The organism is Nostoc sp. (assembly GCF_036917815.1).
Lineage (GTDB): Bacteria > Cyanobacteriota > Cyanobacteriia > Cyanobacteriales > Nostocaceae > Nostoc.
Window position 1 is genome coordinate 186,810 of record NZ_JBALEK010000008.1, and the last position, 14,467, is coordinate 201,276.

Sequence of the window (14,467 nt, forward strand, 5' to 3'; positions counted from 1 at the left end):
CTTGCCAATCGCCAAGGTAGCATTACTGCTTTATAGGCGTAGTCGCTTTCGTCGATTTCCCTGAGGGTAGCGACTTCTCACAACAAGCCCTTTGGGCGGCTTCCCGATGGGTAGATTAACAACGCACACGCTGCGGTAATGTAAAATACCAATAAGCGAATTGTTAAAAAACATTACAAGTGTCAAATGTACCCAAAGACACTTCAATTTACCCTGGGGAACAGATTGATAAAAATATCATAACATGACCTCTATTTTTATTATTGATAGGGTCATAGTTCTACGGACAGTTACTGACAGTGAGAATCTGCCACCGTACTGTTATTAGAAGGATAGCGATCGAGAAAAAGCGAAATGAACGCTGAAATGTTTGACTACAAGAAAAAAATGAAGATATTTTCCAAATATGGGTGACAAGCCAACAATTGCCATTTCTCACCTGGGCTGCGAGAAAAATCGAATTGATACAGAACACATGCTAGGACTGCTCGTAGAAGCAGGCTATGGTGTAGATACAAACGAAGAGTTAGCAGATTACGTTATTGTTAATACTTGTAGTTTTATTGAAGCGGCCCGACAAGAATCTGTCAGAACATTGGTAGAACTGGCAGAGGCAAACAAAAAAATCGTCATCACTGGCTGTATGGCGCAACACTTCCAAGAGCAGCTTTTGGAAGAGTTACCGGAAGCAGTAGCGGTGGTGGGTACAGGCGATTATCACAAAATTGTCAATGTAATTGAGCGTGTAGAACAAGGCGAGCGGGTTAAACAGGTTAGTATTGAGCCAACCTACATTGCCGATGAGACTACACCGCGCTATCGCACTACAACCGAGGGCGTTGCTTACCTCCGGGTTGCCGAAGGTTGTGATTATCGTTGTGCATTTTGTATAATTCCTCATCTTCGAGGGAACCAGCGATCGCGTACTATAGAATCTATAGTCGCCGAAGCGGAGCAGTTAGTTAGTCAAGGGGTAAAGGAAATTATTCTAATTTCCCAAATCACCACTAACTACGGTCTAGATATTTACGGTCAGCCAAAATTAGCGGAATTACTTCGCGCTTTGGGGAAAGTAGATATACCGTGGATCAGAATGCACTACGCTTATCCCACGGGACTGACCCCAGATGTAATCGCGGCGATTCAAGAAACACCCAACGTCTTGCCTTATCTGGATTTGCCCTTGCAGCATTCTCATCCAGATGTTCTCCGCTCCATGAATCGTCCTTGGCAAGGACGCGTAAATGATGGGATTATAGATCGCATCAAAACGGCGCTACCAACAGCCGTGTTGCGGACAACATTTATTGTTGGTTTCCCAGGAGAAACAAGCGAGCATTTTGAGCATCTACTAGAGTTTGTTCAAAGGCATGAATTTGATCATGTTGGTGTCTTCACCTTTTCCTCAGAGGAAGGAACCCCAGCTTATAAGTTGCCAAATCATTTGCCCCAATTGGTGATGGACGAGCGCCGATACCAACTTATGGAAATCCAGCAACCGATTTCCCAAAAGAAAAATCAACAGGAAGTAGGCAAAATCGTCGATGTCCTGATTGAGCAAGAAAATCCTGAAAGTGGTGAATTAATCGGTCGTTCAGGTAGATTTTCCCCAGAGGTTGATGGTCTGGTATATGTCAAAGGCCAGGCAAAATTAGGAACCATCGTGCCAATAGCGATTCACCACGCTGATACATACGACCTCTACGGTCAGGTAGTCAATAACTAAATTGTTATTTTGTCTTTTGTCCAAAGTCTATTTGTTAAATGACCCTTACAGATTCACCCTTATTCTGAGGTCAACGCTGCATTAATGGCAGTTTTCATGAGGGTTTACCTGAAGTTCGCGGATTCGTTGGCATAGCTTCTCCAAGAGTTGAGGCTACTAATAGCCAATAACTAATGACTAATGACTAATGACTAAATAACTAATGACTAAATGACTAATCCAAAAATCCTTAGATAAAATTTAGGACGAATTAATGACTCTTTCATTTCAAGAATTAGGAATTTCTCAAGAACGTGTCGAACAACTGGAAAAAATCGGTTTTACCGAACCAACTAACATTCAAGTACAAGCAATTCCCCAATTGCTTGCCGGTCGTGATGTAGTCGGTCAATCTCAAACTGGAACAGGCAAAACAGCAGCATTTTCACTGCCAATTCTAGAGCGGCTAGATATCAATCAAAGAGCCGTGCAAGCCATAGTTTTAACGCCAACTCGTGAATTAGCGATGCAAGTACACGATGCGATCGCCCAATTCATCGGTAATGAAGGATTACGAGTGTTAGCAATCTACGGTGGTCAATCAATTGACCGCCAAATGTTACAACTCAAACGTGGCGTTCACATGGTTGTGGGCACTCCCGGACGGGTAATCGATTTGCTCGATCGCGGCTGTTTAAAGCTCGATCAAGTGAAGTGGTTTGTGTTAGATGAAGCTGATGAAATGTTGAGCATGGGCTTTATCGACGATGTGATCAAAATCCTATCGCAAGCGCCCGTAGATCGCCAAACAGCTTTATTCTCGGCAACAATGCCACCATCGATTCGGATGTTGGTGAACAAGTTCTTGCGATCGCCTGCAACTGTCACCGTTGAGCAGCCAAAAGCCGCTCCCAACAAGATTAATCAGGTAGCTTACCTGATCCCCCGCCACTGGACAAAAGCCAAAGCTTTACAGCCAATTCTGGAAATGGAAGATCCAGAAACAGCTTTAATCTTTGTCCGCACCCGACGTACAGCCGCCGAACTCACCAGTCAGTTACAAGGCGCTGGTCACAGTGTAGATGAATACCACGGTGACTTGTCCCAACAAGCGCGGGAACGCTTATTAGTCAGATTCCGTAACCGTCAAGTTCGCTGGGTGGTAGCAACTGATATTGCAGCACGAGGGTTAGATGTCGATCAACTCTCCCATGTAATCAACTTCGACTTACCCGATAGCGTAGAAACCTACGTCCACCGTATTGGTCGTACTGGTCGTGCTGGTAAAGAAGGAACAGCAATTTCTTTAGTTCAACCATTTGAGCGGCGCAAACAGCAAACATTTGAACGTCATAACCGCCAAAGTTGGCAAGTGCTGACGATTCCCACACGCACCCAGATTGAAGCAAAACACATTCTGAAATTGCAAGAACTGGTGCGGGAAGCTTTGACAGGTGAGCGTTTGGCTTCATTCTTGCCAATTGTCAGCGAACTGATTGAAGAATACGACGCTCAAGCGATCGCCGCAGCTGCACTACAAATCGCTTACGATCAAACTCGTCCCGCTTGGTTGAACTCAGATGTGGAAATTCCCCAAGAGGAATCTTCTGCTCCCAAACCCAGACTTGGTAAGCGTCGTGAATCTTCTTCTAGCGATCGCCCCCGTTCTGCATGGAAATCAGATAGCAACAATGGAGATGAAAGACATTCTTCTCCCAAGCCAAAACTGCGGACAAGTGGACACGAGTCTTCTGCATCTCCTAGTAAAAAGATAGGTTCACCTACAGCTAGAGAATCAGCTTCTTAGTCAACAGTTAGAAGTTAATCAATTTTGGATTTTAGATTTGAGGTTTTTTCTTTAATCCAAAATCCAAACCTAAAATTGGAGAGTTGAGAGTTAGGAGTCAAGATTTTGACTTTGGCTCTTGACTTTTTGGCTTTTTGGGTAATTTTTTCTCCCAGTTTGTAGGAAGATAAATTAAAGATGCATTCTTCCTGGTCTTATGTTCACTATTCCAGACTTAGAGCAACTACAAGCAGAGCATCCAGAATGGCAGATGGAGCTAGTAGACGGAAATATAGTTGTTATGGGGCCATCAGATTATGAGTCAGAGGAAATAGGTGCTGAGTTAGCTAGGTTACTGGGCAACTGGGTACGCCCACAGAGGCTAGGACGGGTAACGGGTTCTAGCGCTGGTTTTATTTTGCCTACATTAGAAACTGAAAACGGGAAAGAAGCTAATAACGAAAAACGAAATCTCCGCGCTCCCGATGTGTCTTTTGTTCGGGCTGATAGACTTAAAACAAGCAAGCGTGACTTTGTGGAACTGGTTCCTGACTTGATGGTAGAAATAAAATCTAAGTCAGACCGCATCAAACCACTGGTAGAAAAGATTCAGCTATTCCTACAACTCGGATCTACAGTTGGTATCCTGATTGATCCTGACAAATTGACGCTCACAGTTTATCGACTCAACCAAGAACCAATAGTTTTGCAGGACAATGACAAACTGACACTACCAGACTTACTACCAGGTTGGGAACTAGTAGTGTCAGAAATTTGGCCTCCTGTGTTTGAGTAGCTCAAAACTACTACAACCAAGGACGACTAACTAGTTCTAACTCTCCAATTTCATCGTCGCTCAATTTCCAGCCCAAAGCACCAGCATTTTGCCGTACCTGTTCGGCTGTCTTCACCCCAGCAATGGGAATAACGTTCCCCTGAGCAATTAACCAGTTGAGAGCAACTTGGCTAGGGGTGCGATCGTATTTCTCCCCGAAATTGCGTAGCAAAGATATAACTGGAGCAATTTTTTGCAGACCTTCTTTCTTAAATCGCGGGTCTATTTTCCTCGCACCAGTAGGGGTTTCAGTACTATCAATACTGTACTTGCCAGTGAGTAATCCCTGAGCTAAAGGACTATAAGCCAAGATAGTCACACCCAACTCACGGGCAGTTGCGATAATACCTTTACTTTCAACTTGGCGACTGAGTAAAGAATAGCGTACTTGGTTCACAGCTAAAGGCACTCCACGGGCTGCTAATATTTGATGTGCGTCTCGCATTTGCTCTGCTGAGTAATTACTTACACCAACTGCGGCAATTCTGCCCCGCTTCACTTCATCTGCTAGGGCATTCATCAAAGTTTCTTGACTTAAAAAGAAGGCAAAAGGCCAATGCACTTGATACAGGGCAATTCGCTCTAATTGCAAGCGTTTGAGGCTGGCTGTTAAAGCATCAGAGACGGATTGGGCTGTAAATCGCCACGGTAGGGGGCCAAATTTTGTGGCGATTTGTACAGGTTGTTGTGTCTGTTGCAGAAATTGTCCCAAAAATTTCTCTGATAGTCCCATTCCGTAGACTTCGGCAGTATCAAAGAAGGTAATACCAGCTTCTAAGGCTGCGGTAAAGGCTTCTTGTAACTGTTCTGGACCATAGCGATCGCCATAATTCCAAAATAGTTTATCACCCCAAGCCCAAGTGCCGATGCACAAGGGCGTAACAGATGGGCCATTTTGCCCCAATGTGATGTTTTCCACGGTTGCAAAATTTAGTTTATTTACATTTCTTTACTTTTATAGTGTATCGTTACAGGCAAGATTGGGTGCGATCGCCACCACTTGGCTGCAAATCTTGTGGTGCGTAGTCGTAGACATCGCGCCTTGCATAAAAATTTAAATCCTGAATCAAACGCGCATAAACAAGATCCGCGACTTCTTCGAGAAGTCGCGGATCTGCGGGTTGCAATTCTCACAAATCAAATAGGATTGCTATAGTTGAGTGTATTTAAGAATTAGATGATTTATCCTGCTTGGGTTTTTTGATTAATTCCATGTAGACATTAATCTCACTAATTTCTACATCATGCTCAACTCTGGTTACTTTCCATTTCTCCTTTTTTAGGTAAACTTCCTCTCCTACTCTGGGAGTAAATTGGAGATCATAGAACTTTTTTAGAAAATCTTTTTGGTTTACTTCCCATAATATTACTTTGACTGGTTCTTTAGTCATTGCCTATGCCTTTTTGGTTACTAGATGAAGGTAAGTAGTTTGATGACAGACATACGGCGATTTTATCTTACTAATTCAATGGAATAGCGTAGTTAAAACCACATTTTCATAATGTTTAAACTTCCCTGTGCAATAATCACGGAGACCACAATTCCAGACTCTTAAACCAACTCAAATCTCTGTAATCCAATGTCCAAACGCTAGCATCATAAAGTTGAGCTACCGCTATAACAGAGGCATCCTCTAAAGTTCCTTTCCAGTCTGGTATTTGGCGAACCATGCTGTAAATTTCCTGAAACATTTCCATGTTCACTGGTACAGTCACTGTGTTCTCACTAATGACGGTTAGTGCAGTCATTGCAGCATGGCTTGATTGTTCTCGCAGCACAAACTTATAAACTTCAAACAGCACTGGTAGAGGTGTTAGAACCTCACCAAACAACTCTGGTAACTTAACAAAACCCGCTTTGCATTCCTGATGGTAGTTATCTTGGACAGAAACCAAGGCAATCAGGGGGCCTGCATCCAAAACGAGACGCTTCATCCCTGTATCAAATAGTCTTCATTAACTGAAGCGTCTGTAGGAGCATTTTCCACGATTCCTGTCAGCGATAGTAGCCTTGAAGCATTTTTGGGGCGTAACTTTTCCGCCAGTGCTTCCTGTACAACACTTGATGGGTTTTGCTCTGGGTGATCTTTTAAGTATTGGTCAAGTTCTGTCCACAACTCATCAGGAATATAGAGTGTCCGTTTCATTTTCTCAGCCTCTGGAGGTACAACACTAGTTGTACTCTCATTTTACTTGCTGGAGTGCGATGTCTGACGACAAGGCTAGTGCGATCGCTATTTTTTAGCTAGTCCCTGCTCAATGTTGCGATTGACTTTTATAGTGCGATCGTCAAAACCATTCCTACTGTATCAATCGAGTAAAATGAAAGTTCAGTTGTTCATGCGAGGTGTCTGATGACTATGCTTGACCGCCGCCGTCAACTTCAACAACAGATTGCTCAACTTCCAGATGACCAACTGACTCAGGTTGAGCAATATATAGCATTTCTTGGTTTTCAGAAAACAGTTTCATCTCAATCAGAAGTGACCAAATCACCTTCCACTGGAGCTTCGATTCTGGCATCTTTAGAGCAAGCACACACTCCGCCCAATTATCCTCTGGAGGATGAAACCCTAGTACAATCACCTGAAGATTTTGCCGCTAAGATCGCTGAAATAAAACAACGTGGCGATCGCTCTCAATCTGTGATCCGACGAGGTTCTACAGGTCAAGATTTGCTCAAATTGGCTGGTACTTGGCATGGAGACGACCTAGAGGAGTGTCTAGCATTTCTTGTCAATCAACCAAGCACAACGATGTCAAAGTCTGCCTCTGTCTGTGTTGTATAGATTTGAGGCTTTTTTCTGGGTATTTTTTGGCTAAGTCCCATTAATGAATTCTCTCGATTCCTTGGTTTCCAACTATCAAGAATTTCTCGAATAGACACTAATTCATTAAGATATTCACTCACTTTGATTCTTTGACTTTCGAGAGTATCAATAACCTCATAAGCTTCTACTTCCCTTTTTTGCCGTTGCTTAAGTAAAGAGTCAAATTCGTGTTTAAACCTATTGATGTAGTCATTGATTTGCTTCTCGGCTTTACTAAAATCATCTGATACTTGTTGTTCAATAACACGCTGAAGCAACTTTAGGTTTCTCTCTACTTGTGAGTCAATCTTTTGCTGAATTCCTTGAGAAGTCAGTTGTAAATCAATTTCATAGTAAAATACTGTTTCCTCATACGAAACATCTACTTCATAGACTTCATCTGATTGACAGCATTGGCTATTCGTCCTTGATTCCTTCTTACTTCTAGTAAATACTTCTTGCTGATGTTGAATTTTAGCATCAATCCCAGAAAATTCAAAGTCATAAAATTGAATTGGATTACAATACTGCTCGGTTAAGGAATTTCTTGGTTGAGGCAAGCAGGGGGAGCAGGGGGAGAAATGGGGGCATGGGAAGAGTTTTGCCTCCCCTGCTTCCCCTGCTTCCCCTGCCTCCCCTGCTTATCCGAGCAGTATTGAATTGGATTATTACCTATTTGTACTTGCAAATCAATTTTAATAGACTCAGATAGTTCATCAGAAATAGGCTGTATTTCTCGTTTAATTTTTTGAACTAAACCTTCACGAATTATTGTTGCCTCTCTAACTAGTATGTCCTGAGTATCTAACCAAAAACTTTGTATTATAGGGGTGCAATACTCATTAATGGCTTTACCGATTTTCTCAGCATCGTTTTTGTTTTTGACCTTGATTTTATAGGGATCAGAACTGGAAGAGTCTTCAAATAAAGAACTGAAATTATCCCACATATATGTGAGAAGATTTTGATTATTTTTGTCATTTAAAACCTTTTTAGATTGATTTTCAGCCACTCTATCAATTTCTGATTCTATGAGTTTTTTAGCAGTTTCGGCAAATTTATTAATCCCTTGGCTGAACGTAGTGATTAATGTTTGCTTTTGTGCTTCTACGGACTTTTTTACACTATTCACCTGACATTGGGCTGAATTAGAATGTTTTTTGTACTCTTCTACTTTTTGTTCCAGTTCCTCAACTTCTAACTGCCAGCATCCGATATCTGTAAGAAATGTCTCATCAATAGCTTTGGCTGCTTTGTTCAATTCATATAAAACATCACTCAATAAATTCAATCCTGAATTTTGAGTAATAGTTTTAATTACTGTATCTTGAATTATCGGAATACCACTATCATTTAAAGCTTGTGGAGCAATTTCTTGTGGTAAGGGAATGATACGCCTTCCTTCTTTATCTCTTTGGGTATCTGTAGGGGTAAAAAATTTTTCAAAGTCTTTAATATGGCTATCAGTTGCCTTTCCCTGTTGAATAAGCTTGGATAACAACCCTTGCCATCCACTAACTGAATAAATTATTGGTTTTGGGATACCAAATTCAACTAAATTTATTCTCAAAGATTCTATAACATCTGCAATAGGTCTATCTCCCTCAGCTTTTCTATCTACTTTATTAAGAATAAAGTAAATCTTACCTGTATTCTCTGCTAAAAATTCTTTACGCTGCTCAATTAAGTCTTTAAGCAATTCTGAGTTCGTGTTGTCCCTAAACGATGTGTAATCCAGAATGAATAATATAGCATCACAAGTTCGGAGAGCTTGTAAAGGAGTCTGCTTTAAGGAAGTTGTGTTAAACGAGACAGACTCCCACTCATTGGGGCCAGGAGTATCAACTAATGTGAAACCTTTCAGTGATGGTATTGTACTAATCGCTTCAATGGGATGTTCTAATTCAAAGTGTGTAGTATTATCTTGATTAGATTTAGCCCGAATCTCATGGGTACGCTCTAAAAATCTTTGCCGAATTTCGCTTGTTTCACCTTCTATTAAAACTATAGGTTCTCGTTTACCTGCTTGATATTCTAAAAGTCTGGGTGTTTGTCCGGCATCAATTGGACGGATATCTGTGCGACAAACCGTACAAGCTTCTGATTCACTTGCTAAGACATCTGCACCAATTATGGCATTCAAGAAGGTACTCTTACCTGCTTTCATAGCTGCAATCACAGCAACCTGATATTTTTGTTCTGCTAAGGCTTTTAAAGCTTTGCTAATATTATCTTCAACGCTTTGTAATCCTTGGGTACTATCTCCTTCTTTGAACCTTGCAGCCCGAAGTTCTTTTAAGTACTTTAATATTTGATCACCAGTATCACGAATTCTGTTATAGGTTTCTTGAAATTCTTGTTCAGACATATTTTTATGATCTAATTTCATTGTAATTTCTTCCTTGTTTATATTTGAGCGATTTGAAATATCTACTGGCTCCCAAATCATTTTGCGTTGAACAGCAGCTATAAGATTGCGGGCATAATAGTCACTGGGTACACAAATTAACTCTTCATTTATTTTGCATAAAACATTATTTGTCAGTTCTACTGCGTTGACAAATCCCTTTAAAGCCGCTTCTGTTGGCTCTCTATCAATATCCCACATCAGAGAAATCAGATTATGCTGTAATCTAACTGCTAAACGCAAACAATCTTTTTCAACTTCATCTAAAGCGTGCTGGTGAGTTAAACCAAGAATCTGCTTTTTGCTTTCATCAGCTAGTTCATAATATTTATGCTCCAAGTTTGTATATTTATCAGCTAGTTCATTTGCCACAGTCCTATGATGTTTGGCAGCTTGTCTATCACTTTCCCCAACAGCATGAGTAGTAAAAGCACCAACAACTGCTCCAACAGCTAATCCCAGAGCGCCGAAGATAAAAGGAAGCATAAAAACTATGTAATCCTCTAAAAATTTAATTCCTATTTTTCTGTGATTAGATGAGCTAGTTGAGAACCAGCAAGCAAGTTACTATCTGCTGATGTTAATCCTAAAGATTTAGCAATAGCAACTGATTCACGTAAGCGTTGGATAGCCCCTTCTATCCCCCGTGCAATTAGGCGATTTGTAATTTCTTGATTAATTGCTTCCGCTTCAACCAAAAACCCTAGATTTTTCTGGTGTTCATAAATCAGTTCGTTCTCAATTGCTTGTAATCTTTCTAATTCTTGTTGAGTTAAAGATTCATAATAGATTTTCACCGTTTTTTTATGGTCATCAAGGATTTTGAAAAACTCGTAAACCAGACCCGCAGTTCCAACAACAGCTAAAACTGGTGCTGCTGCGGTTAAAGCGATCGCAATTGGTGGACAAGCTGCTGCTATTGTTGTGGTTACAAACGCTGTCACACCACCAACTGTGCCGCCTTTTACAGTATCTTTCAATGTTTCTATAGCGGCTTCTTGTGCAGAAATTTCACCTCGAACTACCCGCAGCGCGTTGGTTAGCAACGAAAATGGTGCTGCTGTCGCTACCCCAATTGCTGCTCCAAGGGGCGCGGCTTTGACACCTGCTTTGACTGCACCTGTTAGGTTGTCAAAATGCCATTTGGCATCTAGTCTCATTTGCTCCTGCGAAGTCATGGGTTTATCGCCACGGGCTAAATTATCTTTGGCGTTTTCCCACTTGATATTTTTCGGATCATTTGAGCCGCCTTTGCTATGCGGTTTGATATGACTAGCGTGTTTATCTGATAGGTATTTTTGGGTATTAACATCAGTAGATTTGCCATCAATCCCTACTCTTTGAGATGGAGGGATTTTATCTAACATTTCTTGGGCTTGCACTCTGGTTCTGATCGGATCACCAGGTCGAATTCCACCTTTATATAATCTACGGGCTGCACTTAAGGATAAATCCTGTAATTGGGCGTGTTGAACGTTAATGTTGGCAGCTGCGTTAAAAGCGGAATTATGCTCTTGTTCGTTAGACATGGATAAACAAATATATTGTGATGTATTACGTTTCTTTGCTTGATACCAAAGCATGGTATGAGCTTCTTTTCTTATGGTTCCCATTTTGGCATCAGATGCGATCGCCTCCAGTGAAGTTATGAGGATTTTAATCTGTCATATTTTGGCGCGATGCCTGCGGCGGGCTTCGCCTACGCTCTCCCAATTCCTACAGAATCAAGCATTGCTCTCTAACATCTGTAGCTTCTGCTCTACAATGAAGTGAAGAATCTAGCAGCTTCAACAGGGGATTTATTTATGTCCCATCCGACGCTCAGTAGCCAAGAAGTCGCCCGACGTGGAAAGGAACTCTATCAAAGAAGTATCCGTGCCAAAGTTGAGACACAAGAGAACATTGGCAAAATTATCTCGATTAATATTGAAACAGGAAATTACGAAATCGGTGATGATTTAGTCGAAACAAGTATTCGATTACGATCCAAGCAAACCGATGCAGCACTTTGGGGAGAAAGAATTGGTTTTGATGCCGTTTATGCAGTTGGTGGTACATTGCTCAGGACGGCACAGTGATACACGGAACTGTAGTTGGACTTCAGGTAAGAATGAGTGTGATTATTCTTCCCCCAGAAGGTTCAGCGCACTTAAACCAGCGTTTTCGGCTTTGTTTGAAAGTATGGCTATAAATTGTCCCCATCCAGCATCATTAATACTTTTAGCCAATCGTGTTTTAGCCAGTTGTCGCCAAGCGCCGCACCGTCAACAATCTCAGGTGCGTTGCTATAAGGCATAACACACCCTACAGCTAATTTATATTTCTTCATATACATTGAATTTTTCTCACCGACTTACTTAGACATCGCGGATTACAACCAAACCCTAAAAATTAATCCTAACTTGGCTGAAGCATACCCTAATTGAGGTGTATATTTGCTTGCCAAATCGCAACTTCAACTTTTCGTTCGCTGATTTGGAGTGAGTAGGGTTTATCTTTATTTAAAGAGAGACATTAAATCCTATAAACTATACGAAAAAGTAGCTATGGCAAGCGGTGAAGTATTTGATACCAAAATAAAATCCCCATCTCTGCCAAGGGTAAACCTGCTGACCATGTTTCGGCTGGGTTTATTTCAGATGGGGTTGAGCATGATGTCTATCTTGACTCTGGGCGTACTTAACAGAGTCATGATTCAAGAAATAGCAATTCCGGCAACGCTGGTATCAATAGTTTTAGCACTGCCTTTATTTGTTGCTCCTTCCCGTGTCTGGTTTGGCCAGATTTCCGATGCCAAGCCGTTATGGGGATACCACCGCACAGCTTATGTTTGGGTGGGCGCGGCAATATTTGCGATCGCAGCCTTTTTAGCTATACAAGTGATGTGGCAACTCAATATTGCTGCAAATAGTGCAGGTGGTTGGGCATGGACAACCCAAACAATCGGCTGGACAGCGCTTCTGTCCCTGATATTCGCTATATATGGTCTAGGAATTTCTGCTAGCGGTACTGCCTTTGCTGCTTTGTTAGTGGATATATCTGAAGAAGATAACCGTTCCAAAGTGGTCGGTGTGGTTTGGTCGATGTTAATGGTGGGGATTATTGTCGGGGCAATTATCAGTGCTAGCTTGCTGAAGCAATTAACGCCAGAAGCAACAACAGCAACCTTGCAGGCGGCGATCAATAGGCTGTTTCTCGTCGTCCCAATAATTGTATTTGGGTTGGCGATCGCCGCAACATTGGGCGTGGAAAAAAAATACTCCCAATACTTAAGCCGTACCACATTAGTAAATCGGGAAGACAGTATAACTCTGGGCAAAGCTTGGGAAATCTTGACAGCTAGCCCGCAAACAGGTATATTCTTCACCTTTTTACTGGTGATGACTCTCTGCTTGTTTATGCAAGACCCAGTTTTGGAACCTTATGCAGGTCAGGTATTTAAAATGCCTTTGGCTGAAAGTACTAAACTGAACGTTTTTTATGGAACAGGTGTACTCATTGCCTACGGTGTGAGTGGTTTTTTGATTGTGCCACGTTTAGGTAAGCAAAGAACTGCAAGACTAGGCTGTATATTAGTGGCATTTTGTACAGCATTACTTGGGATATCAGGCTTCACAGCTAATCCAGCTTTCCTGAAGCTAAGTTTAATTTTGTTCGGTTTAGCCACTGGTGTCTTAACTACAGCAGCAGTTAGCTTAATGTTGGATCTCACAGTTGCCGAAAGCGCAGGTACATTTATTGGGGCTTGGGGACTAGCGCAGTCTGTCTCTAGAGGTGTGGCAGTGGTTTTAGGTGGTACTTTATTGGATATAGGTCGTAAGCTATTACCCAATTTAGTTTTAGCCTATGGACTGGTATTTGCTCTAGAAGCTGTGGGAATGTTGGTGTCGATTTGGTTTCTCAATCGGGTAAACGTCACAGAATTTAAAACAAGTACAAAGCTGGCGATCGCTTCGGTTTTAGAAAGCGATTTAGATTAAACTGTATAGGACAAATGACTAATGACAAATGACAAATGACTAATAACCAATGAATGATTTTTGGACAACAATTCTTGATTTTGCCCAAACTGTAACTACCAGAGTGGGCAAGCAGCTAATGCAAGATTTTGGGCAAGTACAGGCTTCACAAAAAGCTGATGGTAGTTTGGTGACGCAAGCAGATAAATGGGCAGATCAAGAAATTCGGGATGCGATCGCTTCTAATTTTTCTGGTTACGGCATTTTGAGCGAAGAGAGCGAACAATCATTTCCCGGTACTGAGTGGTGCTGGGTAATTGATCCTCTAGATGGTACAACCAACTTCACACGCGGCATTCCCCTCTGGACAATATCTCTGGGTTTACTGTATCGAGGCACACCCATTTTCGGTTATGTTTACGCACCAACCTTGAATCAAGCTTTTCATGGTTTCTGGGCAGGTTCATCTGGATTAACACCGCCAACTGGAGCATTTCTCAATCATCACCCCATCCACACCAGCAGTGATAGTCCCAGTAATAACCACTTTTTTAACCTCTGTTCACGTAGCACCGCAGTGATCCAAAACGGCTTTCCCTGCAAAATTCGGATGTTGGGTGTGGCTAGCTATAACTTTTTGATGGTTGCCACTGGAGCAACATTAGGTGGTATTGAGGCGACACCAAAAGTTTGGGACTTAGCGGGGGCTTGGGTAATTGTCCAGGCTGCTGGCGGTGTTTGGTTATCGCTCAAGTCAGAGCCGTTTCCATTGTCGCCAGGAGAAGATTATAGCGATCGGTCTTTTCCTACGCTTGTGGTTAGTCGCCCCGAATTAGTCCCGGTATTTCAACCTTTTCTCGAAGGCGTAAAAATTTAATTTGCCGATTTTTGCCTCGAAACAGTGATTTTGTCAACCAGCCTAGTAGACTGGGGCATATCGAGATTAAACTTAACAAGACCCTAGT

Annotated in this window: 15 protein-coding genes and 1 pseudogene; 7 read left to right on the forward strand and 9 right to left on the reverse strand. The window is 41.9% G+C overall.

What is annotated here, in order from left to right; all coding sequences use genetic code 11:
• The first annotated feature begins 406 nt into the window (after positions 1 to 406).
• From rimO to V7K97_RS02510, 3 genes are all read left to right on the forward strand, one after another.
• Positions 407 to 1,726, forward strand: a complete 1,320-nt coding sequence (rimO, locus tag V7K97_RS02500) for a 30S ribosomal protein S12 methylthiotransferase RimO (RefSeq protein WP_334799123.1) — start codon at positions 407 to 409, stop codon at positions 1,724 to 1,726.
• Positions 1,727 to 1,979: 253 nt separating this feature from the next.
• On the forward strand, positions 1,980 to 3,512 hold the full coding sequence (locus tag V7K97_RS02505) for a DEAD/DEAH box helicase (protein ID WP_334799124.1): 1,533 nt from the start codon (positions 1,980 to 1,982) through the stop codon (positions 3,510 to 3,512).
• A 196-nt stretch (positions 3,513 to 3,708) separates the two neighbouring features.
• Positions 3,709 to 4,287, forward strand: coding sequence for a Uma2 family endonuclease (locus V7K97_RS02510; protein WP_334799125.1), 579 nt, complete (start codon positions 3,709 to 3,711; stop codon positions 4,285 to 4,287).
• A 10-nt stretch (positions 4,288 to 4,297) separates the two neighbouring features.
• Here V7K97_RS02510 and V7K97_RS02515 read toward each other — a convergent pair whose 3' ends face one another.
• From V7K97_RS02515 to V7K97_RS02535, 5 genes are all read right to left on the reverse strand, one after another.
• Positions 4,298 to 5,245 (reverse strand): aldo/keto reductase, encoded by a 948-nt coding sequence (locus V7K97_RS02515; RefSeq protein WP_334799126.1) that lies wholly within the window; start codon positions 5,243 to 5,245, stop codon positions 4,298 to 4,300.
• 49 nt (positions 5,246 to 5,294) lie between these two features.
• Positions 5,295 to 5,453 carry a hypothetical protein gene (locus V7K97_RS02520; RefSeq protein ID WP_334799127.1) on the reverse strand — a complete coding sequence of 53 codons (159 nt, stop codon included), beginning with the start codon at positions 5,451 to 5,453 and terminating at the stop codon, positions 5,295 to 5,297.
• Positions 5,454 to 5,492: 39 nt separating this feature from the next.
• Positions 5,493 to 5,717, reverse strand: coding sequence for a hypothetical protein (locus V7K97_RS02525; RefSeq protein WP_094341195.1), 225 nt, complete (start codon positions 5,715 to 5,717; stop codon positions 5,493 to 5,495).
• A gap of 136 nt (positions 5,718 to 5,853) precedes the next feature.
• The gene (locus V7K97_RS02530; RefSeq protein WP_334799128.1) at positions 5,854 to 6,261 is read right to left on the reverse strand and encodes a type II toxin-antitoxin system VapC family toxin; all 408 of its coding nucleotides are present in this window, start codon (positions 6,259 to 6,261) and stop codon (positions 5,854 to 5,856) included.
• Positions 6,258 to 6,473 (reverse strand): hypothetical protein, encoded by a 216-nt coding sequence (locus tag V7K97_RS02535; protein WP_334799129.1) that lies wholly within the window; start codon positions 6,471 to 6,473, stop codon positions 6,258 to 6,260. The genes V7K97_RS02530 and V7K97_RS02535 overlap by 4 nt, the downstream gene beginning before the upstream one ends.
• Positions 6,474 to 6,680: 207 nt before the next feature.
• On the opposite strand from V7K97_RS02535, the gene V7K97_RS02540 reads away from it, so the two are divergent.
• Positions 6,681 to 7,115 carry a hypothetical protein gene (locus V7K97_RS02540; protein ID WP_334799130.1) on the forward strand — a complete coding sequence of 145 codons (435 nt, stop codon included), beginning with the start codon at positions 6,681 to 6,683 and terminating at the stop codon, positions 7,113 to 7,115.
• Here the strand turns inward: V7K97_RS02540 and V7K97_RS02545 are convergent.
• The 3 genes from V7K97_RS02545 to V7K97_RS02555 all read right to left on the reverse strand — a co-directional run bounded on the left by V7K97_RS02545 (position 7,067) and on the right by V7K97_RS02555 (position 11,156).
• Positions 7,067 to 7,696, reverse strand: coding sequence for a hypothetical protein (locus tag V7K97_RS02545; protein WP_334799131.1), 630 nt, complete (start codon positions 7,694 to 7,696; stop codon positions 7,067 to 7,069). The genes V7K97_RS02540 and V7K97_RS02545 overlap by 49 nt on opposite strands.
• Complete coding sequence (locus V7K97_RS02550) at positions 7,672 to 9,915, reverse strand: dynamin family protein (RefSeq protein WP_334799132.1); 2,244 nt, start codon at positions 9,913 to 9,915, stop codon at positions 7,672 to 7,674. The genes V7K97_RS02545 and V7K97_RS02550 overlap by 25 nt, the downstream gene beginning before the upstream one ends.
• A gap of 146 nt (positions 9,916 to 10,061) precedes the next feature.
• Positions 10,062 to 11,156, reverse strand: a complete 1,095-nt coding sequence (locus V7K97_RS02555; RefSeq protein ID WP_334799133.1) for a hypothetical protein — start codon at positions 11,154 to 11,156, stop codon at positions 10,062 to 10,064.
• Between the two features lie 192 nt (positions 11,157 to 11,348).
• On the opposite strand from V7K97_RS02555, the gene V7K97_RS02560 reads away from it, so the two are divergent.
• A complete protein-coding gene (locus V7K97_RS02560) occupies positions 11,349 to 11,621 on the forward strand; it encodes a hypothetical protein (RefSeq protein ID WP_334799134.1) in 273 nt (90 codons plus the stop codon).
• Between the two features lie 63 nt (positions 11,622 to 11,684).
• Here V7K97_RS02560 and V7K97_RS02565 read toward each other — a convergent pair.
• A pseudogene (locus V7K97_RS02565) lies at positions 11,685 to 11,786 on the reverse strand (RNA-guided endonuclease TnpB family protein); the annotation flags it as partial.
• A gap of 303 nt (positions 11,787 to 12,089) precedes the next feature.
• Between V7K97_RS02565 and V7K97_RS02570 the strand changes: the two are divergent.
• Complete coding sequence (locus tag V7K97_RS02570) at positions 12,090 to 13,523, forward strand: BCD family MFS transporter (protein WP_334799135.1); 1,434 nt, start codon at positions 12,090 to 12,092, stop codon at positions 13,521 to 13,523.
• A gap of 49 nt (positions 13,524 to 13,572) precedes the next feature.
• Positions 13,573 to 14,379 carry an inositol monophosphatase family protein gene (locus V7K97_RS02575; RefSeq protein ID WP_334799136.1) on the forward strand — a complete coding sequence of 269 codons (807 nt, stop codon included), beginning with the start codon at positions 13,573 to 13,575 and terminating at the stop codon, positions 14,377 to 14,379.
• Positions 14,380 to 14,467 lie beyond the last annotated feature (88 nt).